Here is a 21,635-nt window from a genome sequence, read left to right on the forward strand (position 1 = left end):
CTATCGGGCGGGAGAATCCGGGCTCGGCTTCACTCCCGCCCTCTCCAGCGCGGCAATGCGCGCGGCGTCCTTGGGGCGCCCGAAGAGGCGGAACAGCGACAACAATTCGGAGCGATCCGGTACGAACAGCAGGGCATCGCCGATCATCGTCCGCTCGCGGGATCGCGGCTCGACCGGACGCCAAATGCCGCCCACCGAGACTTGAAACCCCGCCATCATCTCGACCGGAACGCGCGGCACATCCCATCGCGCGAAGACCGCCGAACGGAACAGCGGATCGGGCGGCAGTGTCAGCGGCGCGACGCCCAGCCGGTCCAGCACCGCCGGTGCCAGCGACAGGTCGACCAACAGATCAACATCCTTCACCGGCCCGGCCTCAATGCCGTGCAGCGCCAAGGCCGCGCTGCCGATCATCCACCAACCCTCGGGAAATGACGCCATCGCCGCCGCGACGCTTCGCAACGTCGTGTCGAGCTCCGGCGTCATCCTCCGGGCTCAGTCGCCGGTCAGGATGCGATCGACCAGCTGCTTCACGCTCGGTACGAAGCCGTTGGAATAGAAGGGATCGCGCTTGAAGTTATAGGCCGCATGCCCGGCGAACATCAGGTTCTGCTCGACATCACCGCCATGCGCGATCTCTTGCAGCGTCTTCTGGATGCAGAAGCTGCGCGGGTCCGCCAGACGCCCGGTCGAGTTGGTCTCGCTATCGGCCCAGCTCGAGAACAGGCACTGCGACAGGCACCCCATGCAGTCGGCCTGATCCTTGCGGATTTCCTTGGCTTCTTCAGGGCTGACGAAGACCAGCGTATTGTCCGGCGTCTTGAGCGCCATGGTGAAGCCGCTGCCGAACCATTCGCGCGCGCGCAGCAGATCGCCCTTGGTCACCCAGAAATTCTTGCCCTTCACGCCGACATCGAGCTGGAAGACATGGTCGCCCGCTTCCTGCGTAGAAAAGGCGATCTGCCGGTCCGACCGCGCTTCGAGATTGCGCAGGAAGGGATTGCGCACCGCGCTGGAATAAAAGCCGGTCGGCGAGAAGCGATGGAGAAGGACATCGCCCTGCTCGATCGTCATCAGCCGCTGCTTCCACTCTTCGGGGATCGGGCTTTCCTGCGTCAGCAGGGGACGCGTGCCGAACTGGAAGGCGATCTTGCCCAGCTCGGGATTGTCGATCCAGTCGTTCCAGTCGCGCAGGTACCAGACGCCGCCCGCCATCACGATCGGCACCTCGTCCGAGATACCACCCTCGCGCATCGTGTCGCGTAGCGCCTTTACGCGCGGATACGGGTCCTGGGGCTGCAACGGGTCTTCGGCGTTGGACAGGCCGTTATGGCCACCGGCCAGCCAGGGGTCCTCATAGACCACCGCCGCCAGCCACTCCGCCGCCTTGGAATAGGCACGCTTCCACAGCGCGCGGAAGGCGCGGCCCGAGGAGACGATCGGCAGATAGCTGACCTGATGATGCGCCGCGATCTCCGACAGCTTGTAGGGCATGCCCGCACCGCAGGTGACGCCCGCGACCAGCCCCTTGGTACGCGCCAGCACGCCTTCCAGCACCCGCTGCGCGCCGCCCATTTCCCACAGCACGTTGATGTTGATCGCGCCCTTGCCACCGGCGATGTCCCAGGCACGCTTCACCTGCTGGACCGCGCCCTCGATGGCATATTCGATCAGTTCCTCATGCCGCTCGCGCCGGGTCAGGGCGCGGTAGATCTGGGGAATGATCTTGCCTTCGGCGTCATAGCTGTCGGCATTGACCGCCGAGACGGTCCCGACGCCGCCCGCCGCCGCCCAAGCCCCCGCCGAGGCGTGATTGGTCGCAGCGACACCCTTGCCCCCTTCGATCAGCGGCCAAACCTCGCGGCCGTTATACAGGATGGGGCTCAAGCCTTTGAACACGTCGTTACCTTGTCTGACCGAAAGGGTCTCATATAGCGTGTTAGGAACGCTAGGCGAGGGGGAATTAACGGCACCGGCCCGTGCCGGATCAGCCCAGCGCGCCGGGCCGACCCAGGACCTGTTCGTACAGAGCCTTGTACCGGGCGACCATCTGGCTCTGGTCGAACTCGGCCCGCGCGCGCTGCTGGTTGGCGGCGCCGGCCTGAGCGCGCAGATCGGGATTGGCGATCAGCGCCTGGATGACGTCGCGCAGGCGGACCTCATTGGCTGCATCCGCGATGAACTGGCGATTGGGCTCGGACACCATCGACCGCACATCGCCGACGGGCAGCGACGCGATGGGCAGCCCCGCCGCCATTCCCTCCAGGACCGAAATCGGCGCCTGTTCGGACAGCGAGGACAAGGCGACAATGTCGAAATGCCGGATGAAGCTGTAGGGCCGTTCCAGAAAGCCCGGCATGACCAGCCGGTCGGCAATGCCCATGGCCGCGGCGGCCTGCTGGATCGTCGCGCGCTCCGGCCCCTCCCCGACGATGACCAGCCGGAAACGCCCCGGAACGCCGCCCATCGCACGGACCAGCATCGGCAGGTTCTTGACCACCCGCAGTCCCGCCAGCGCACCGACGACGATCTCCTTGGGCTGGCGGACGAAGCCGGGAATCGCCTTGGGATCGGGATCGCGGGTGTAGAGCTGGGTCGCGATGCCGTTGGGAATGCGGTGAACCCGCTCGGCGGGCTGTTTCCAGGTCCGCAGCGCGATCCCCTCCAGCACATGGCTGGGCACCGCCAGCGCGTTGGCCGCCGACAGGGCGATGCGGCGATAGATATTGCGCTCCAGCTTCAGCCCGCGCGCTTCATCGGCGTTGAAACCATCCTCGTGATGGACCAGCGGCGGCGCACCCTTGGGATAGACGCGCCGTGCCATCACCCCGTCGATCGCCCCCCAATTATAGGTCAGCACCAGGTCGAAGCGGCGCATATAGGCCGCGATCGCCTCGTAACGCTTGACCGAGGGCTTGCCGGTCAGCGGCGGCGCATCCTGCGCGATTTCATAGCGTATGCCCTTGGCGATCGAATCCCGCGCGCCGAGTTCGTCGGGCATGGCGGAGACGATGGTGTGCCTCGTCGCATCGCCGAACGCGTTCATCAGCGCGACCGCGCGCGCCTCCTTGCCGCCCAGCGAAAAGGAGGAGTGGAGGTGAAGGATGTTCAGCGGTCGAGCCATGCGCCCCGGATTAGCGGGCAAGGCAGGGCTTGAAAACCGCCTATCCCTCCACGCGGTCGAGCAGGCGCCCGATCCCCGCCAGCGCCTCCGGCTCGGTCAACAGCGGCGTATGGCCGACATGCGGCACCGTGACCAGTTCGGACGGCGACAGCATCTCGACCATCCGGTTCGCGACGGCCGCGCTCAGAATGTCGGACCGCTCGCCCCGCACCACCAGCGTCGGTACGCCGTTCAGCGCGGACAGCGCCGCCCACATGTCCGGCCCGGCCTCGGTCCCCGGCACGCGGAACGGCTCGGCGATCCTCAGGTCGTAATCGAGCACGATCCGCCCGGCGCTGGTCAGCCTATGGGTTCGCTTGGCCATGGCCAGCCAATCCTCGACCCCCCAGTCGGGATAGACATCCTCATTATTCTCGTGGAGGCAACGCGCCGCGTGAAGCCAGGTCGGAAAGCTCTGCCCCTTGCCGACATAGCCGCGAATGCGCGCCAGGCCGGCCGCCTCGATCTCCGGCCCGATATCGTTGAGCACCGCGCCCGCCAGCCGCCCGCGCGCGGTCGCCGCCAGCACCATGGTCACGATCCCGCCCAGCGACGTGCCGACCGCGACGAACCGGGTGATGCCGTATTCGTCCAGCATCGCCTGCACGTCCTGCACATAGGTCAGGGGCACATAGGTCATCGGGTCCTTGGCATGGGCGCTTTCGCCGCGCCCGCGAAAGCTGACCGCGATTACCCGCGCACGCCCATCGAGCGCCCGGGCCAGCCCGTCGAAATCGCGGGCGTTGCGGGTCAGGCCCGGCATGCAGATGATCGGGGGAAGCGTATCGGACCCCGGATAGTCGCGCGCATGCAACCGCAAGCCGTCTTTCGACCACCAATAACGATTCTCATAGGCCGACATGCTTGAACGTCCTCCGGTGCACCCTCCATATCGCGGCATGCCCGTATCCCCGCAAGCCTATCGCCCGTCCCGCGCCCTCGCCGAAGTCGCCGATTTCCTCGCGGATTCCGTCGCACCGGCCGATTTTCCGCAGACCGTCGTCCGCTTTCGCAACGATCGCGCGGCGGGCGAAATCGGGCTGGAGACGCTGACCGACGACGAATGGGCCGACCATCTCGGCCGATTCCGGCCGCTGCCCGACACGCTGCCGGGGCCGCTCGCGCTGCGCTACCACGGCCACCAGTTCCGCCAGTATAATTCCGACCTGGGCGATGGGCGCGGCTTCACCTTCGCGCAGATGCACGGCGTGGATGGCCGGTTGCTCGAACTCGGCACCAAGGGATCGGGGCAAACGCCCTATAGCCGTTTCGGCGACGGCCGCCTGACGCTGAAAGGCGGCGTGCGCGAAATCCTGGCGACCGAGATGCTGGAGGCGCTGAACGTCCCCACCTCGCGCACTTTGTCGCTGATCGAGACGGGCGAGTCGCTGCACCGGGGCGACGAACCCTCCCCCACCCGCTCCGCGGTGATGGTGCGGATGAGCCATGGCCATATCCGCATCGGCAGTTTCCAGCGCCTCGCCTTCGAGCGCGACGAGGAGAATATGCGGCGCCTGGTCGCCTATGTGCTGCGGCATTTCTACGCTGAGACTTCGGACGATCCGGTGCGGCTGCTGACCCTGGTGGCGGAGCGGACCGCGACACTGGCGGCGCGATACATGGCCGCCGGGTTCGTGCACGGCGTGCTCAATTCGGATAATATCAACGTAACGGGGGAAAGCTTCGACTATGGTCCGTGGCGGTTCGCGCCCAGCTGGGACCCGGAGTTCACCGCCGCCTATTTCGACCAGACGGGTCTCTATGCCCTCGCCCGCCAGCCCGAGGCGATCCAGTGGGACGTGATGCAACTCGCCTCCAGCCTGCGTCTGATCGCGGAGAGCGAGCCGCTGATCGCGGCGCTGGAGGGGTTCGCCACCCGTTATCAGACGGAGATCGTGACCGCGATCCTGTGGCGACTGGGGGTGACGCCGCGCGAAGGCACCGAAGACCGCGCACTGGTCCAGACGTTCGAGCGGGCTCTGCGCGCCTCGCAAGCCCCGATCGACCGCGTCTATTTCGATCTGTTCGGCGGGCAGGTGCCGGATCAATATGACGAGACGTGGAACGAACTCCGCGACCTGATCGAGCCCTATGCGCCCCGCCGCGCCCGCGATCATGACTATTGGCGGGGCGAACCCGAGTCGATGCTGATCGACGAGGTCGAGGCGATCTGGGCCCCGATCGCCGAGCGCGACGACTGGTCGATGCTGTACGACAAGGTCGCGCGGGTGCGTGCGATGGGTGCGGCGCTTGCCGCCCCCGATGCGGCGGCCTAGCCTTTCCGAATGACCCGCCATCTGTCGACATTCGAGCCCGCCACCGGCGCGCTGATCGCCGAGCTTCCCATCGGCGACGCCGCACGCGAGGTAGCCACCGCCCGCGCCGCCTGGAGTGGCTGGGCGGCGACTCCGCTGACGGAGCGGATCGAGACGTTGCGCCGCTTCGCCGAGATCGTCCGGACCCGCGCCGAGGCCTTTGCCGATCTGATCGCGCGCGAGACGGGCAAGCCGCTATGGGAAGCCAGGACCGAGGTCGATACGGTGATCGCCAAGGTCGCCATCTCGATCACCGCGCAAGCCGAACGCGCCGGCGAACGCGTCAGCGATCAGCCGGGTGGCGGGCGCATGGCGCTGCGTCATCGTCCACATGGGGTATTGGCGGTGCTGGGCCCCTATAATTTCCCCGCGCATCTGCCCAACGGCCATATCGTGCCCGCGCTGCTGGCGGGCAATGCGGTGGTGTTCAAACCATCCGAAAAGACGCCCGCGACCGGAGCGTTCCTGGTCGAATGCTATCATGCGGCGGGGGTGCCCGAGGGCGTCGTCCGGCTGCTGATCGGTGGGCCGGATGAAGGGCGGGCCCTGGCCGGGCATGACGGGATCGACGGGCTGCTCTTCACGGGTTCGGCGCGCACCGGCATCGCGCTCAACCGGCAATTCGCCGAGCGGCCTGAGAAGATCCTCGCGCTCGAAATGGGTGGCAACAACCCGCTGCTGGTCTGGGACGATCCCGACCTCGACGCCGCCGCCGCTCTGATCGTCCAGTCGGCCTATACCACCGCCGGACAGCGGTGCACGGCGGGGCGGCGATTGATCGTGGAGGACCGGCTCTACGATCCGCTGATCGCCGCGCTGACCCGGCTGACCGACCGGCTGATCGTCGGCGCGCCGCATGACGAGCCCGCCCCCTTCATGGGGCCGGTGATCGACAATGACGCAGCGGAATTGCTTGATATGGCTTTCGGCAAACTCGTCGACATGGGCGCCCATGTCATCCGTTCGCTCGAACGCCCGATCCCCGACCGCCCCTTCCTCACGCCCGCGATCCTCGACGTGATGGATGTGACCGATCGGCCCGATGACGAGCTGTTCGGCCCGGTGCTGCAAGTCTCCCGCACTCGCGACTTTGCCGATGCGATCGGGCAGGCCAACGCCACCCGCTACGGCCTGTCGGCCTCGCTGATCTCTCCGTCGCGCGAGCGGTACGAACAATTCTGGAGCGGCGTCCGCGCCGGGATCGTCAATTGGAACCGCCCGACCAACGGCGCGGCATCGAGCGCCCCGTTCGGGGGCATCGGCTGGTCGGGCAACCACCGCCCCAGCGCCTATTACGCCGCCGATTACTGCGCCTATCCGGTTGCCAGCGCCGAAGCGGACCAGGCCGCCGCAACGATCCCGGTCGGCCTGCGCTGATGGAGAAATGGCCCGGAACCGGGGTTCCGGGCCATCCCGTCAGTTAGAAGCGGGCGGATATGCCGACCCGCAACGTCCGCCCCCGTACCGTGTAATAGGTGGGGAAGGTGTTGAAATAAGCACCCGTCGCATAGTTGGTATCGGACCCGATCAGCGGCGGGTCCTTGTCGAAGAGATTCTGGACATTGAACCGCACATCGATCCCCTTCACCAGCGTGATGTTGGTGTTGAAATCGAAATAGCTGTAGCCGGGAATACGCTGCGTCAGCGGATAGGTCTGGCCTGCCGATGCCGCCAGCACGGTGTTGGTCGACAGCTTGGAGTTGCTGGTCGGCCCGATATAGCGCCAGGTAAAGCCCAGGCCGCCCCTGATCCAGGGCAGCTGCCAGTTCACGCCTGCGACGTGACGCCAGCGCGGCATTGGATCGCCACAGGCAAATCCGAAATACCCCAGGCATGACCAGGGCGTGTTGCCCGGTGCGAATTGCCGTTCGAATTTGGTGGTCAGCGTTCCGTTGAAGTTCAGGCCGAAGGTGCCGATATTGTTGGTCATACCCAGACGCTTGGGGTCCAGCGCATAGTTGGTGCTGAAGTCGATACCCCGCGTCGCCGTATAGCCCGAATTGTTATAGCGTGCATCGGCGATCAGCAGCTGTCCCGTCTGCGGATCACGCTTGTAGAACTGGCAGAAGAATTCGACCTTGTTGCGATAGCATTGGTCGAACGCCATACCGATGCGGGTCCATTCGAACGCGCCCTGGATATTGATATCGTACCAGTCGACCGATGCAGTCAGACCGGGAATGAAGCGCGGCTGGAACACCACGCCCAGCGTCTTGCTGCGCGACCGTTCGGGCTGAAGGTCCGAATTGCCGCCATTGACCAGCGTCGTCGGGCAGAAACCGTTCGTGTCGCAGCCGGTATAGCTGGTCAGCGCATCATATTGCGCGCGCGTCATGCCGATCGAGCATTGTTCGAAGGTGTAGCGCGTCGCCCCCTTGCCGTCGGTGGACGCCCGCGGCGGCGCGCACAGGTCCAGCATTGGATAATTGGGATAGCGATTCTCGCCCTCCAGACGCTGGAGCACGCCCACACGCACCGCGCGGTTATAGCTGCCCCGGAAGCGCAGGCCGTCCACCGGCGCCCAGCTCGCCTCCGCCTTCCAGCTATGGATCAGGTTCTGATAGACGTCGTAATCGGAAATCCGATAGCCGCCATTGATGCTGAGTTCCTTGGCGAAGGGCTTGTCCTCGACCAGTGGGATGTCGATTTCGCCGCCCAGTTCCTTGACGCTGGTCCGCCCGTCGAAGGTCGTGAAGGTCGACCATGAGCCGAAGCCCTGCGACTGGTTGCGATATTTGCGATATTCGCCGGTGATCGCAAAGCCGATGCCGTTGGTGGCGAACGGGCTCTTGATTCCGTAATCTTCCAGCGTGCCCGATACGATCGCATTAATGACCTGCAGATCGTTCTGCTGGCGACGACTGCCGATGCCCGTCACCCAATTATAGACCGCATCGCTGATCGAGCTATTCGACGAAAAGGCGTCTATCGGCTGACAGTCGGGATCGGTGCCGTTGATTTTCGACAGACAGGTCGGCACGCCGTTCACATTGCGCACCTGAAGACCGCGTGCCAGCCGATCGGCCTGATCGGGCACATATTGGTGATCGGACGACCCGAGCATGATGTTGCGGGTCTGCTGATAGCTAAGCTCGAACCGGATCTTGTCGACGATCATGCCCGACAGATTGAGCGCGCCGCGCCAGTCGTCCGTCGAGTTGCGGAAGTTATAGATCATGCCGGGCCGGAACAGCGACAGCGAGATGGGTTGGCTGAGCGCGGTGGTTCCTGCCGCCGTGCCGCAAATCTCCTGCGCCTGCGACGCGCTGAGGAACGGATTGTCGCAATTGACCGGCGCGGACGGCGTCCACAGCCCGCCATCGACCGAGTTGGCTCCTGTCTCGACGATCCGGCTATACAGGAAGCTGCCGTTCACGCGCATGCCCAGCGGCAATTCCGCCGTCAGGAAGCCGCCGGTATTGAACGTCTCGCTGCGCCGCTGAATCGAGTCGACGCGCTGGATACGCACCTCATCCGCCGTGTCATAGGGGCGAAAGCTGCGCGAACCATCACGCGCATTGCTCCGGTCCTGACCGTTGATACTGAAATAATTATACGGGTTGTACGTGGTGCCGTCGCACGCCCAAGTCGTGTTGCCCGCATCGCGATTATTGGGGTCGAACATCAAAAGCGGACAGTTGACGGTATCGATATTGCGGAACTGGATCGGGTCCGCCTTTTTATAGGTCGCGAAGCCGCTGACGTTCAGGCGGCCGTCCAACAGGTTCTTGCCCGCCGCCAGCGAGGCGAAATAGTTGCCGCCGCCCAGATAGGTGCCGCGCGGATAGGTATAGCCCGCATTCTGTGCGACCTTGGCGAGCAGCGGATTGTCGTTGTTGTGGTTGAAGCCGCTGACCTCGCCATCAAAGGCGATGCCGTCGAACTTGCGCTTGACGATGAAGTTGACCACGCCCGCGATCGCGTCGGAGCCATAGACCGCCGAGGCGCCGCCGGTCATGATGTCGATCCGCTCGATCAGCGCGCCGGGGATGATGTTGACGTCATTGTCCATCCGCTGTCCGTTGAGCAGCGTCAGGGTGCGCCCGGCACCGAGATTGCGCAGCCCGACCGAGGCGGCACCCGATGTCCAGCTCTGCCCCTGCAACCCCAACATCGGCGTGACCTGCGGCAATTGCGACAAGGCATCCTCGACCCGCGCAAGCCCCCGCTCCTTCAGATAGGTCGAGTCGATGGTGGTGATCGGCGCGTTGCTGGTCATGTTGGGGCGCACGATCCGCGTGCCCGTGACGATGACATCCGACGGATCGCTCTTTTCCTGCTTGGCGTCGATCTTGTCCGTCGAGGCAGCCACACCGGTCAGCGGCGTGTCGTCCTGCGCGGCCGGGTCAGTCGCACTGCCGCCAGACTCCTGGGCGGATGCCACGCCCGACCACATCAGCGCAATCAACGACGCCCCTAACAAGCGCTTCGCGTAACGAAATTCCCCCATTTGACCCGTCCCCGCTTTGATTTTTGCGAATCCATTCAACCACATTTTAAACTGACAAGCAAATATATTATACTATATGCGCTGCAACATGAACTGCCCCAAGTTGATCTACCGCCTCCCCAAGCATCGCTCGGTTGTGGAGCGGACGGCGGGGGCTCATCTGTCAGATCATGGCTAGCCTTCTCGACCCTGCCGCGCGTGGCCGCGTGATCCTTGTCGGTGCCGGGCCCGGTGATCCGGGCCTGCTGACCGTTCGTGCGGTCGAAGCGCTGAAACAGGCCGATGTCGTCGTGCATGACGGCCTGATCGACCCGCGCGTGCTCGATATCGCCCCGCCGCAGGCCCAGCGCATCTCGGTCGCCAAGCGGCGCGCGCGGCATACCTTGTCGCAGGACGCGATCAACGCGCTGATCGTCGCGCATGTGAAGACCGGCGCGATCGTCGTGCGATTGAAGGGCGGCGACCCCTTCATCTTCGGGCGCGGTGGCGAAGAGGTGGAGGCGGTGCGCGCCGCCGGCCTGCGCGTCGAGGTGATCCCCGGCGTCTCGGCGGCGCTCGGCTGCGCGGCGGAGGCGATGTTGCCGCTGACGCACCGCGATCACGCTTCCGCGGTGTCGTTCGTCGCGGGCCAGTGCAAGGGGCTGACCGATCAGGACTGGTCGGGGCTGGCGGGCCAGGGGCGCACGCTCGTCATCTATATGGGCGTCGCGACCGCCAACGCCATCGCCGACAAGCTGATGGCGGACGGCGTCGCCCCCGACATGCCGGTTGCGGTGCTAGAGCGCGGCACGCTGGAGGGCCACCGCGCCATTCGTACCCTGCTCGCCGATCTCGGCCCGATGGTCGAGCGTGAGAAGGTGCAGAGCCCGGCGATCATCGTCGTGGGCGAAGTCGTCGAATTGTCGGATGCCGAGGACAAGCTGGCGCGTTGGGCCCGTGTGGCGGAAGGGATGAACGCATGAAGCTTTTGACGGGCAATGATCTGGCGACCGGCGATGTCGTCTGGTGGACCGGCCAGGACTGGTCGCGCCATGTCGAAGATGCGGTCGATGTCGGCGCGAGCGGTGAAGCGATCCTGCGGGCCGAGGAAGGCGCGCGCCGGGTCAACGTGCCCTATCTGATCGATGCCGAGGCGACCGAACAAGGCCCCCGCCCCGCCCATATCAAGGACCGTATCCGCGCGCTCGGCCCGACGGTGCGCCCCGACCTGACGCTGAAGCCCGCTGATGCGGATGCCGGCGCCTGGGTCATCTGAGAGAGTAATCGATGTACGTTTACGACGAATATGACCAGAGCATCGTCGATGCCCGTGTCGAGGAATTTCGCGATCAGGTGGAACGCCGCCTGTCGGGCGCGCTGACCGAGGATCAGTTCAAGCCGCTGCGGCTGATGAACGGCCTCTACCTTCAGCTTCACGCCTATATGCTGCGCATTGCGGTGCCCTATGGCACGCTGGACAGCCGCCAGATGCGGATGCTGGGCCATATCGCGCGCAAGTACGATCGCGGCTATGGCCACTTCACCACGCGGCAGAACATCCAGTATAATTGGATCAAGCTGGCCGATGCGCCTGACATCCTGGCCGAGCTGGCGACCGTCCAGATGCATGCCATCCAGACTTCGGGCAATTGCATCCGCAACATCTCGTCCGACCAGTTCGCCGGTGCCGCCGCCGACGAGGTCGCCGATCCGCGTCCCTGGGCCGAGCTGATCCGGCAATGGTCGACCTTCCACCCGGAATTCACCTATCTCCCGCGCAAGTTCAAGATCGCGGTGATCGCGGCGGACGAGGATCGCGCGGCGATGCGGCTGCACGATATCGGCATCCAGTTGCTGGAGCGGGACGGTGTGCTCGGCGCGAAGATCTTCGTCGGCGGCGGCATGGGCCGCACCCCGATGATCGCGCATGAGGTGAAGGACTTCATCACCGCCGACCATCTGATGAGCTATCTGGAGGCGTGCCTGCGGGTCTATAACCGCTATGGCCGCCGCGATAATATCTACAAGGCGCGGATCAAGATCCTGCTGCATGAGATCGGCGTGGACTCGTACCGAGAGCAGGTGGAGGCGGAATTCGCCGCGATCCGCGATCTTGGTATCGACCCGCCGGTCGCCGAACTGGCGCGGATCACCGCCATGTTCGCCGGGCCCGATTTCGCCAGCGACGCCCCCGACACGGTGGATCGCTCCGACCCCGACTTCGCGGTCTGGCTCGATCAGAACGTCGCGGCCCACAAGCAGCCCGGCCATGCCATCGTCACGATCAGCCTGAAGCCGATCGGCGGCATCCCCGGCGACGCCTCGGCCGACCAGATCGACCTGATGGCCGACCTCGCCGAGCGTTACGGCCATGACGAACTACGCGTCACCCATGCGCAGAACATCGTGTTGCCGCACGTCCGCAAGGCCGATCTCTACGCCATCTGGACCGCCCTGCGCGACGCCGGGCTGGCCGAGGCCAATCTCGACCTGATCTCGGACATCATCGCCTGCCCGGGTCTGGATTATTGCAGCCTGGCGAACGCCCGCTCCATCCCGCTGGCGCAGAAGATCGGCGAGCGATTTGCCGGGCGGCAGCGCGAGCTGGGTGAGTTGAAGTTGAAGATTTCGGGCTGCATCAACGCCTGCGGCCACCATCATGCCGGGCATATCGGCATCCTCGGCGTCGATAAGAAAGGCACCGAGAATTACCAGCTTCTGCTCGGTGGATCGGGTGCGGAGGATGTGTCGCTCGGCAAGATCACCGGACCCGGCTTCGATGAGGACGGCGTGGTCGACGCGATCGAGCGCGTGACCGACCGTTACGTGGCGCTGCGCGAGGGCGGCGAGCGCTTCCTCGACACCTATCGCCGCGTCGGAATGCAACCGTTCAAGGAGGCGATCTATGGTTGATCCGATCACGGCGAACGGCGATGCGGGCGAGACGCTGCTGCGGTTCCGCGATGACGTGGTGCATGACGAACCGGCGGTGACGCTGGACGCCTTTCTGGGTCAGACCAACGCCACCGCCGTCCGGCTGGAGGCGGGCGACGATGCGCGCGCGCTGCTGTCGCATCTGGGGCAGATCGCGCTTGTCGAGATCAGCTTTCCGACGTTTCGCGACGGGCGCGGTTATTCGGCGGCGCGGATTTTGCGCGAGGCGGGGTTCGAGGGCGAGTTGCGTGCGGCGGGCGACGTGCTGGTCGACCAGATCCCGCATATGCGCCGCTGCGGCTTCGACAGTTTCGCGCCCGAAAAGCCGATCGACGCGGCCACGCTGACCAAGCTGCTGAATCTCTATCCCCAGCCCTATCAAAAGGCCGCCGATGCGCGCGTGCCGGTGTGGAAACTGCGCCATGGCTGAGGCGCGGCAGCTGGACCGGATCGACGTTCGCCCGGCCTATACGGCCGAGGATGCGGCGGCGTATGAAGGGCGGTTCGCAGGCGTGTCTGCACCGGACATGCTGCGCACCCTGCTGACCGGCGAATTACGGGGACAGATCGCGGCGGTGTCGTCCTTCGGCACCGAGTCCGCCGTGCTGCTGCACATGGTCGCGCAGGCCGATCCGGCGACGCCGGTGGTGTTCACCGACACGCTCAAGATGTTCCCCGAAACGCTGGCCTATCGCGACATGCTGGTCGACCGGCTGGGCCTGCTCGATGTGCGGGTGATCCAGCCAGACCCCGCGCTGCTCGCGGCCAAGGACCCGGAGGGCATCCGCCACGGTTACGACCCCGATGGCTGCTGCGACCTGCGCAAGGTCGAGCCGCTGACGCGTGGCCTGGCGCCGTTCGAAGCATGGATTTCCGGCCGCAAGGGCTTCCAGGCGGGCACCCGCCGCGCCCTCCCCCGCTTTGAAGTCGAGGATGGCCGGTTGAAGCTCAACCCGCTGGCGGACTGGGACAAGGCGGCGTTGGACGGCTATTTCGCCGCTCACGACCTGCCGCGCCATCCGCTGGAGGCGCAAGGCTATCCCTCGATCGGCTGCGCACCGTGCACCAGCCAGGTGAAACCTGGCGAAGACCCCCGCTCCGGGCGCTGGCGCGGCTTTGCCAAGGTGGAATGCGGCATCCACCGTCCGGTCGAAGCCGCTCAGCCGGTTTGAGCCCTTCAGGCAATAGGGCGGGATGACATCAGGTTGATCCTCCCACCCCTTCAAGGGAGGGGCTCGGGTCGACTCCATGTCATCCTGCTCTAACGACACCACCCCGGCGAAGGCCGGGGTCCAATTGCGATGCGTTCGGTAGCGCGGAGACGTAAGCGAGCGGCGAGATAGGCACCCACGCCCCGGCTCAAAGTTGGTGGCGACTAGAGCCCCGGCCTTCGCCGGGGTCGTTAGGGAGTGTGGGAGACCCAACCCCAACATCCGCTCGCACTGAACGGCGCGCGGGGATAAACTTGTCCTCGCTCAATAGCCCGCGAAGTCGGTAAACCGCGTGATCGTCGGGTCGAACTTCATCACGACCTTCCCCGTCGCGCCGTGACGCTGTTTCGCGACGATCAGTTCGGCCAGGCCATAGACCCGCTCGACCTCGGTCGCCCATTTCGCGTGATCCTCGAAGACCTTGCCGTCATCGCCTTCCATCGGGCGCTTGGGCTCGCGCTGCATCATGTAATAGTCTTCGCGGAACACGAACCAGACCATGTCGGCGTCCTGCTCGATCGAGCCCGATTCGCGAAGGTCGGACAGCATCGGGCGCTTGTCCTCGCGCTGCTCGACCGCACGGGATAGCTGGGACAGCGCCAGCACCGGCACGTTCATGTCCTTGGCCAGCGTCTTCAGCCCGCGCGAAATCTCCGAGATTTCCTGCACTCGGTTGCCCTCGGACGACTTGCCCGAACCGGTCAGCAGCTGGAGATAGTCGACCACGACCAGGCCCAGCTCGTTGTTCAGCCGCCGCTGAAGCCGGCGGACGCGGGTGTGAAGCGCCGAGATGGTAAGGCCGCCGGTATCGTCGATGAACAGTGGCAACTGCTCCAGCTCGGCGGCGGCGGCGGCGAGCTGGGCGAACTCGTTGCGGCTGATCTTGCCCATGCGCAGCGCTTCGGAACTGATCCCCGACTGCTCGGCCAGGATACGCGTCGCCAGCTGGTCGGCCGACATTTCGAGGCTGAAGAACGCGACCTTGGCACCGACCGACTCGGAGGGCGGGATGCCGTCCTGCATGTCGCGCATCCAGCGCCGCGCGGCATTGAACGCAATGTTGGTGGCGAGCGAGGTCTTGCCCATGCCTGGGCGGCCCGCCAGGATCATCAAGTCGGAGCGGTGCATACCGCCGATCTTGGCATTGACCGAGTCGAGACCCGTGGTGATGCCCGAGACATGGCCGCCGGAGTTAAGCGCGCGCTCGGCATTCTTGACCGCCATGGTGGTGGCCTGAGAGAAGCTTTTCACGGCATTCTCGGAGCCGCCGTCCGCCGCGACCTTGAACAGCTCGTTCTCGGCCAGTTCGATCTGCGCGCGCGGATTGACCTCTTCCGAGGTGTCCATTGCCCGGTCGACCAGCGTCCGCCCCACCGTCACCAGCGCCCGCAGCATCGCCAGATCGTAAATCTGCGTCGCGAATTGCCGCGCGCCGATCAGGCCCGCGCCCGATCCGGTCAATTGTGCCAGATAGGACGGGCCGCCCAGTGCCTTCATCCCCTCATCCGCCTCGAACATCGGGCGCAGGGTCACTGGCGTCGCCAACATGTCGGTGGCGCGCAGATTCTTGATCGCAGAAAATACGCGGCCATGCACCGGCTCGAAGAAATGCTCCGGGTCCAGCCGGTCGACCAGATCGTCGGCCAGCCGGTTGTCGATCATCATCGCGCCCAGCAGCGCGGCCTCCGCTTCGATATTGCGGGGAAGCTGCTGCGGCTCGGTGGCGGCAGCGGGGTTCGGGAATGCGAGGGTGGCCATTTCTTCGGCGTTAGCGCGGAGTGGGCCCGGATGAAAACGGATTGCGTCGATCAGCGAGGGATTTGCGGCGCGCGCGCTTCGCGACTATTCCGTTCGCCATGGCCGATCCTCGGATCATCTCTATCGAACTGGACGAACGCAGCCTGGGCTGGCGCTCGGCCGATGTCGAGCAGGAGCGGCGGATCGCGATCTTCGACCTGATCGAGGAAAATTATTTCGCACCGCAGCGGCCGCAGGCCGATGGCTATGCCGGGCCCTACCGCATCAAGCTGGAGTCGGAGGAAGGCCGGCTGGGCATCCATATGTACCGGGAAGACGGGACGCATATCGAAACCCTGGTGCTGGCGCTGGGGCGGTTCCGGCGGCCGATCAAGGATTATTTCGCGATCTGCGACAGCTATTACCAGGCGATCCGCGCCGCCACGCCGCAACAGATCGAGACGATCGATATGGCTAGGCGTGGCATCCATAATGATGCGGCCGAAATGCTGAAGGAGCGGCTGACCGGCAAGATCGAGGTCGATTTCGACACCGCACGCCGCCTCTTCACACTGCTCTGCGTCCTGCATATCCGCAACTAATGGCGATTCTCTGGAAAATCGGCGCGGGGCTGCTGGCCCTTGGCGCGATCACGGCGGGCGGGCGGCATTGGGCGACGCATTGGCAGCCTTCGACCGAGCATTATCCCCTCCAAGGCATCGACCTGCCCGAAAACCCGCCTGCGGTGGAGTGGCGGACATTGCGCGCCAATGGTGCCGACTTCGCCTATATCGTCGCCACATCCGGCGCGGATCGGCGCGATCCGGCGTTCGAGGGGAATTGGGCCGCGCTGCCCGAGGCCGGGTTGCGGCGCGGGGCGATCCATGTCTATTCGCTGTGCCAGCCTGCCGCAGCGCAGGCGGACGCGTTCAACATCTTCGTGCCGCGCGCCGGCGATGCGCTGCCGGTGGCGATCGATCTGTCCTATCATGACGATTGCACTGCCCGCCCCGAACGGCGCCAACTGGTCGCCGATCTGACCCGCTTCGTGACGATGGTCGAGACGCATACGGGCAAGCCCGTGATGCTGCGCGTGTCCAAGGCGTTCGAATCCGATTACAGCGTCACCGCCGCCCTGCCCCGCCCGGTCTGGGCGGTGGGCAATGTCCTCAAACCCGATTACGCCGCGCGCCCCTGGCGCATGTGGCGCGCGAGCGACTTCCGCCGGGTCGAAGGGGTGGAAGGCCCCGTCAACTGGGATGTCGTCACCTCATGAATTCGATCGATCCGAAAGCGGCGCAACTGATCGCCGCCGCCCGCGCCGCCGCACGCCATGCCCATGCGCCCTATAGCCGCTTCGCGGTCGGGGCCGCGCTGTTGATGGAGGATGGCTCGGTCATCACCGGCGCCAATTTCGAGAATGCCAGCTATGGCCTGTCGCTCTGCGCCGAGACGGTCGCGATCGCGACCGCCTCGGCTGCGGGGCGGCTGCGCGAGATCGTCGCGATCGGGGTGATCGGCGGCGCGATGGATGCGAACGGCGCTCCGACCGGCACCACACCGGTCAGCCCCTGTGGTCGCTGCCGCCAGGTCATCAACGAAGCCGCACAGATGGGCGGTCGCGACCTGCCCGTCCATTGCGGCGCTGCCGAAGGCGATGCGGTGCGGACCTATCGTCTGTCCGAGTTGCTGCCGGATGCCTTCGGTCCTGCCGATCTGGGGATCGGCTGACTTTCTCACGAAGCAGCGAATAGGAGACGGGGATGCCCGCGCAGACGCGCGAGCGCAGAGAAAGCGGAACACGGCCACAACGCCATCGCGTGCGCTGACCGGCCATCGACCGAGACCGGATACGACCTCTCTGCGCTCTCCGCGCCTCCGGGCGAAGATCACTTTCCTTCAAACGCCGTACCGTCAAGCGTCCTGGGGCTTGTCGCCTCGCGCACGCATCGCCGCCCCGGCCGCCTGGATGAACTGCCACACCTCCGCGGAGAATCCCGGATCGGCCTGCCCTTCCCACTCCGCCCGGTTCTCGTGGAGCCGGGTTGCCCCCGACCACATTTCGGGCGTCGCGACCGCGCGGAACGGAGCCAGCAGCGCGAACCACTCGCGCACGAAACCTCGTGCCGCCTCCGAATCCGGGTCGAGCGGCAAGGCCGTCGCGATCCGCTGGCCCAGATCGGCCCATTGCGCCTGATAGGCATTCTGGTCGAAATCGACGGGCAAGGCGGTCATCCGCTTGGCCCAATGGGCCTGTTCCTTGGCGGTGAAGTGGCGGTCGGCGACCGCCTTCCACTGTGTCGTCGTCATGCTGTTTCCCTTTCGAATCAGCGAGCAGAGCGTCGCGACGTCGATGCGCTCGCCGGCATCGATGCGGGACTGGATCGATTGGAGCAGCGCGGCGGTATCGGCCAGCGTCGCCCGCTGCGCCTCGACCACCGAAAGCTGTGCAGCCACCATCGGGCCAAGCCGCGCGTCGGGCCGGTCGAGCATGCGCCCGATCGCCGCCAAGGTGAAACCCGCCCTTTTGAGCGCGACGATAGCATGCAGCCGTTCCAGTTCGCCCGCGCCGAAAATCCGCCGCCCGCCTTCGCTGCGCAGGGGCCGGATCAGCCCCCGCGCCTCATAGAAGCGAAGCGCGCGGCTGCTGAGTCCGGTCGCCCGTGCGATCTCGGCAATGTCGAGCATGCTGGTCATGGCGTGACCCTACCGCTTGACGCAACGTCAACCGCAAGCCCCTTTTTGGAGGTTGCCGCTTGCCCTGTCCCCGCGATCCGGCGATGAGCGGCCACGCAAAAGGGGAATGAAGATGTCGATCCTGTCCGACCGCTGGATTCGCGAGGCCGCGCAGACCCAAGGGATGATCGAGCCGTTCGTCGAGAATCAGCGCCGCGATGGCTGCATCAGCTATGGCCTGTCATCCTATGGCTATGACGCGCGGGTGGCGGACGAGTTCAAGATCTTTACGAACGTCGACAGCGCGGTGGTCGACCCCAAGGATTTCGCGTCCAACAGCTTCGTCGATCGCAAGACCGATGTCTGCATCATCCCGCCCAACAGCTTCGCGCTGGCTCGCACCGTCGAATATTTCCGGGTGCCGCGGGACGTGCTGGTCATCTGCCTAGGCAAGTCGACCTATGCGCGGTGCGGAATCATCGTGAACGTCACGCCGCTCGAACCCGGCTGGGAGGGGCATGTGACGCTGGAATTCTCCAACACGACTCCCCTGCCCGCTAAGATCTACGCCAATGAAGGCGCGTGCCAGTTCCTGTTCCTGAAGGGGAACGAACCCTGCGAGACCAGCTATGCCGATCGCGCGGGCAAATATATGGGCCAACGCGGGGTGACCCTGCCGCGATTGTAAGGCGCGAACGCCCGTTTCGCGGGCCGCGCGGTGCAAGATCCGGCCTTGGCACGGCACAGGCTCCACCTTGCGCCGCCTGGACCGGAGTCGTGCGCATCAGTCGCCGGCCACGTCACAAGTGCCACCCATGCCGGATCATTCATCGGCAAGTCCGATGCGGCGTTCCGCCCGGACTTGCTCCTGCGATCACCGGGCGGCGATGGTCTGTGGCAAATGGCGCAGGCCGGTGCGCGCCACCGTATGCGACGAGAGGATCGCGCCCGATGGCATGTCCATCGCAATCGCCTTCTCCTCCAGCACGGAGGCATAAAGCGCGCGCGCTTCGTCGGTGCGGCCGGTCTTGGCATAGACGGCGGCAAGGTTGAGCATCAGTTCCGGACTATCGGGACTGGCGCGCCGCTCCTGAACCAGCGTGCGCTCGGCGGCCACGAAGTTGCCCGCCGCGATCTCCTGAAACCCCGTGCGCTGCGGCCAGGAATCCTGGGCCATGGCCGGGGCCGCCATGCCCGCCGCCGCCACAAGCAAAACCGAAACGACTCCGCGCATCTCCGATCTCCTATGTTGCACTTTTATGACGTTACGTTGTCATTTTTGTGAAACGCCCGCAAGAGGCGAAAGATGCGGTTCCTGTGTACAGGCAGGAACGGGAAATCGGATGTCTGCGGGATTGGGATCCGACGGCACAGTGCGACCCGATTGCCGGTCTCAGAGGAGCTGGACGGAGGCCGCTCAGAGCGTCGCCATGCTCGCATGGGAAGGAACGCGATCTGTCGGATCCGTGCCATCCCAAACGGTTGGAATGCCCCCTCATCTAGGCTGATTTGAAGGCTCGGCTATCTGCCTCACCGGCAAGACGGATCTATAGGCGTTAACTTTGGCCGGTTTAGGCTCTGCGGATCTTGGGGGCGGATCACCCTGGAGCGAGACTTTGCCGTGCCCTTCGGCTGTACTCGAGCCGAACAGCGTTAGGACATCACCCGCCGGGTCACGTCACCGTCGCGCCGCCACTGGGGCCCGCTTGCGTGATGGTATGCTTTTCATCCGGAGCGATATTGCTCGCCGCTCACGGTGCTTCGGCTATGCGCCCTCTCGCGCGATGCCCCGAACCGAAGTCGCTACGGTAACGGGACTCAAGCTTCGGCAGGAAGCGATTTGAAGCGGTTTCCGTTCAAGTCGGACCACCGCGATTGACCCTCGCAACCGCTGCGCCGCGAACGCTTTCGATGCGGCGCCGCGTTGCCCGTCGGTCCGGCGTTTCAGCTTCGCCCCATCCTCCAGCCTTGCGCCAAATCGACATCGCTTCCGTGCCACCGATCCAGCCTGATCGGAGACCGCTGTGGCACGATCGTCCTTCGCCTACGCACGGCCGGTCAGCCGGAACGCTGGCGCAGGCCGGGGGCCCTGCCGCAACGCCAACCTTCGAAATGCCGAGCCTCAAACGAAAAAGGGCGGCCTCCGGAGAGACCGCCCTTTTCCTGTCGTCCGACAGTGACCGCGAGGGATCAGAAGTCGTTGCGATACTGCTCGTTGCCGATGAAGCCGAGCTTGCTCACCGCCGAGCGCTTGATGACGGCCAGGGTCTGATCGACCTTGTCGTACTTCGCGTCGGGGGCTGGCTGGAAGTGCAGTTCCGGCTCGGGGTTCATGGCGGCCGACTGGTCCAGATACTGGCGCAGAGTGACTTCGTCGACCGGCGCACCGTTCCAGGTGACCGTGCCGGCGGCGTCGATGCCGACCTTGTTCTTCTCGCTGTTCACCTGCGGCTGGTTTCTCGGAGAGTTGACCGGCAGGTCGACCTTCACCGCGTGAGTCTGGATCGGAATGGTGATGATGAACATGATGAGGAGCACGAGCATGACGTCGATCAACGGCGTCGTGTTCATGTCCATCATGGGCTCGCCATCATCGGATCCGGCGCTCATTGCCATGGCGTGCTAACTCCTATTCTGTCCGCCCGGCCGATCAGGCGCGGGCGTTGCCGCCGGGGGGCGGCTCGGAGATGAAGCCGACACGGGCGAAACCGGCCTGCTGCATCGTGTAGATGGTGCCGCCGATGCACCGGTACGGCGTGTTCACGTCGCCGCGGATGTGGGCCTCGGGCAGCGAGTCCGGGGTGATGTTGGGCCCCAGACGCTCGACTTCGGCCTTCAGCTTTTCGACCGCACGGGTCCGCAGCTCATCCGAGGTCACCGGCGTCAGGTTCCAGTACACCTTGCACTGGCCATTCTCGCTGGTCACCGAAAGCGACACGTTTTCCGGCTTCGTCGTGGTCGGATCGAAGCGGACGTTCGGCAGCTTCAGCGGAACGGTCTGAATCACGACCGGAACCGCGATCAGGAAGATGATGAGGAGCACCAGCATGACGTCCACGAGGGGCGTCGTGTTGATCTCCGACATCGGTTTCTCGGCGGAGTCCCCGCCAACGCTCATCGCCATGAGAGAGCTATCCTATCCATGCATTCTATCGCCGCCCTGAATGGGT

21 protein-coding genes are annotated in these 21,635 nt (G+C 65.2%); 11 read left to right on the forward strand and 10 right to left on the reverse strand.

From position 1 onward, the window contains the following. The 4 genes from NZL82_RS11160 to NZL82_RS11175 form a co-directional block, all read right to left on the reverse strand. A complete protein-coding gene (locus tag NZL82_RS11160; protein ID WP_261269837.1) occupies window positions 1-486 on the reverse strand; it encodes a hypothetical protein in 486 nt (161 codons plus the stop codon). A 9-nt stretch (window positions 487-495) separates the two neighbouring features. Beyond that, entirely contained in the window at window positions 496-1,899 is a 1,404-nt protein-coding gene (locus tag NZL82_RS11165; RefSeq protein ID WP_261269838.1) for a nitronate monooxygenase family protein, read from the reverse strand. Between the two features lie 88 nt (window positions 1,900-1,987). After that, the gene (locus tag NZL82_RS11170; protein WP_261269839.1) at window positions 1,988-3,124 is read right to left on the reverse strand and encodes a glycosyltransferase family 4 protein; all 1,137 of its coding nucleotides are present in this window, start codon (window positions 3,122-3,124) and stop codon (window positions 1,988-1,990) included. A 40-nt stretch (window positions 3,125-3,164) separates the two neighbouring features. Beyond that, window positions 3,165-4,025, reverse strand: coding sequence for an alpha/beta fold hydrolase (locus NZL82_RS11175; RefSeq protein WP_261269840.1), 861 nt, complete (start codon window positions 4,023-4,025; stop codon window positions 3,165-3,167). Window positions 4,026-4,062: 37 nt separating this feature from the next. Between NZL82_RS11175 and NZL82_RS11180 the strand changes: the two genes are divergently transcribed. Both NZL82_RS11180 and astD read left to right on the forward strand, forming a co-directional pair. Continuing rightward, entirely contained in the window at window positions 4,063-5,439 is a 1,377-nt protein-coding gene (locus tag NZL82_RS11180; protein ID WP_261269841.1) for a protein adenylyltransferase SelO family protein, read from the forward strand. A gap of 9 nt (window positions 5,440-5,448) precedes the next feature. Then, on the forward strand, window positions 5,449-6,855 hold the full coding sequence (gene astD / locus NZL82_RS11185) for a succinylglutamate-semialdehyde dehydrogenase (RefSeq protein ID WP_261269842.1): 1,407 nt from the start codon (window positions 5,449-5,451) through the stop codon (window positions 6,853-6,855). 43 nt (window positions 6,856-6,898) lie between these two features. Here astD and NZL82_RS11190 read toward each other — a convergent pair whose 3' ends face one another. Beyond that, entirely contained in the window at window positions 6,899-9,886 is a 2,988-nt protein-coding gene (locus tag NZL82_RS11190; RefSeq protein WP_261269843.1) for a TonB-dependent receptor domain-containing protein, read from the reverse strand. Between the two features lie 212 nt (window positions 9,887-10,098). Between NZL82_RS11190 and cobA the strand changes: the two genes are divergently transcribed. From cobA to NZL82_RS11215, 5 genes are read left to right on the forward strand one after another with little or no spacing between them, the layout of a single operon-like run. Next, window positions 10,099-10,890 carry a uroporphyrinogen-III C-methyltransferase gene (cobA, locus tag NZL82_RS11195; RefSeq protein WP_261269844.1) on the forward strand — a complete coding sequence of 264 codons (792 nt, stop codon included), beginning with the start codon at window positions 10,099-10,101 and terminating at the stop codon, window positions 10,888-10,890. Beyond that, the gene (locus NZL82_RS11200; protein WP_261269845.1) at window positions 10,887-11,183 is read left to right on the forward strand and encodes a DUF2849 domain-containing protein; all 297 of its coding nucleotides are present in this window, start codon (window positions 10,887-10,889) and stop codon (window positions 11,181-11,183) included. The genes cobA and NZL82_RS11200 overlap by 4 nt, the downstream gene beginning before the upstream one ends. Window positions 11,184-11,194: 11 nt before the next feature. Further along, window positions 11,195-12,820: a nitrite/sulfite reductase gene (locus NZL82_RS11205; protein WP_261269846.1), complete on the forward strand. Its 1,626-nt coding sequence runs from the start codon at window positions 11,195-11,197 to the stop codon at window positions 12,818-12,820. Then, on the forward strand, window positions 12,813-13,271 hold the full coding sequence (locus tag NZL82_RS11210) for a DUF934 domain-containing protein (RefSeq protein ID WP_261269847.1): 459 nt from the start codon (window positions 12,813-12,815) through the stop codon (window positions 13,269-13,271). Before NZL82_RS11205 ends, NZL82_RS11210 begins: the two co-directional genes overlap by 8 nt. Beyond that, window positions 13,264-14,013: a phosphoadenylyl-sulfate reductase gene (locus NZL82_RS11215; RefSeq protein WP_261269848.1), complete on the forward strand. Its 750-nt coding sequence runs from the start codon at window positions 13,264-13,266 to the stop codon at window positions 14,011-14,013. The genes NZL82_RS11210 and NZL82_RS11215 overlap by 8 nt, the downstream gene beginning before the upstream one ends. Before the next feature lie 303 nt (window positions 14,014-14,316). Here the strand turns inward: NZL82_RS11215 and NZL82_RS11220 are convergent, their stop codons facing one another. Continuing rightward, entirely contained in the window at window positions 14,317-15,810 is a 1,494-nt protein-coding gene (locus NZL82_RS11220; protein WP_261269849.1) for a replicative DNA helicase, read from the reverse strand. Between the two features lie 98 nt (window positions 15,811-15,908). Here NZL82_RS11220 and NZL82_RS11225 point away from each other — a divergent pair, with 98 nt between their 5' ends. Genes NZL82_RS11225 through NZL82_RS11235 form a run of 3 tightly spaced genes read left to right on the forward strand, consistent with a single transcriptional unit; the run spans window position 15,909 to window position 17,520 of the window. Next, a complete protein-coding gene (locus NZL82_RS11225; RefSeq protein ID WP_261269850.1) occupies window positions 15,909-16,391 on the forward strand; it encodes a UPF0262 family protein in 483 nt (160 codons plus the stop codon). Further along, window positions 16,391-17,065: a glycoside hydrolase family 25 protein gene (locus tag NZL82_RS11230; RefSeq protein ID WP_261269851.1), complete on the forward strand. Its 675-nt coding sequence runs from the start codon at window positions 16,391-16,393 to the stop codon at window positions 17,063-17,065. Before NZL82_RS11225 ends, NZL82_RS11230 begins: the two co-directional genes overlap by 1 nt. Next, entirely contained in the window at window positions 17,062-17,520 is a 459-nt protein-coding gene (locus NZL82_RS11235; RefSeq protein ID WP_261269852.1) for a cytidine deaminase, read from the forward strand. The genes NZL82_RS11230 and NZL82_RS11235 overlap by 4 nt, the downstream gene beginning before the upstream one ends. A gap of 183 nt (window positions 17,521-17,703) precedes the next feature. On the opposite strand, the gene NZL82_RS11240 is transcribed toward NZL82_RS11235, so the two are convergent. Further along, a complete protein-coding gene (locus NZL82_RS11240; RefSeq protein ID WP_261269853.1) occupies window positions 17,704-18,486 on the reverse strand; it encodes a MerR family transcriptional regulator in 783 nt (260 codons plus the stop codon). A gap of 112 nt (window positions 18,487-18,598) precedes the next feature. Here NZL82_RS11240 and dcd point away from each other — a divergent pair, with 112 nt between their 5' ends. Further along, window positions 18,599-19,153, forward strand: a complete 555-nt coding sequence (dcd, locus tag NZL82_RS11245; RefSeq protein WP_007405039.1) for a dCTP deaminase — start codon at window positions 18,599-18,601, stop codon at window positions 19,151-19,153. 186 nt (window positions 19,154-19,339) lie between these two features. Here dcd and NZL82_RS11250 read toward each other — a convergent pair whose 3' ends face one another. The 3 genes from NZL82_RS11250 to NZL82_RS11260 all read right to left on the reverse strand — a co-directional run bounded on the left by NZL82_RS11250 (window position 19,340) and on the right by NZL82_RS11260 (window position 21,589). Next, window positions 19,340-19,699, reverse strand: coding sequence for a tetratricopeptide repeat protein (locus tag NZL82_RS11250; RefSeq protein ID WP_261269854.1), 360 nt, complete (start codon window positions 19,697-19,699; stop codon window positions 19,340-19,342). A 956-nt stretch (window positions 19,700-20,655) separates the two neighbouring features. Continuing rightward, window positions 20,656-21,081 carry a biopolymer transporter ExbD gene (locus NZL82_RS11255; protein ID WP_261269855.1) on the reverse strand — a complete coding sequence of 142 codons (426 nt, stop codon included), beginning with the start codon at window positions 21,079-21,081 and terminating at the stop codon, window positions 20,656-20,658. Between the two features lie 34 nt (window positions 21,082-21,115). Further along, window positions 21,116-21,589 (reverse strand): biopolymer transporter ExbD, encoded by a 474-nt coding sequence (locus NZL82_RS11260; RefSeq protein ID WP_261269856.1) that lies wholly within the window; start codon window positions 21,587-21,589, stop codon window positions 21,116-21,118. Between the last annotated feature and the right edge of the window lie 46 nt (window positions 21,590-21,635).

Origin of the sequence: Sphingomonas sp. LC-1 (genome assembly GCF_025371035.1) — a bacterium.
Classification (GTDB): Bacteria; Pseudomonadota; Alphaproteobacteria; order Sphingomonadales; family Sphingomonadaceae; genus Sphingomonas; species Sphingomonas sanguinis_E.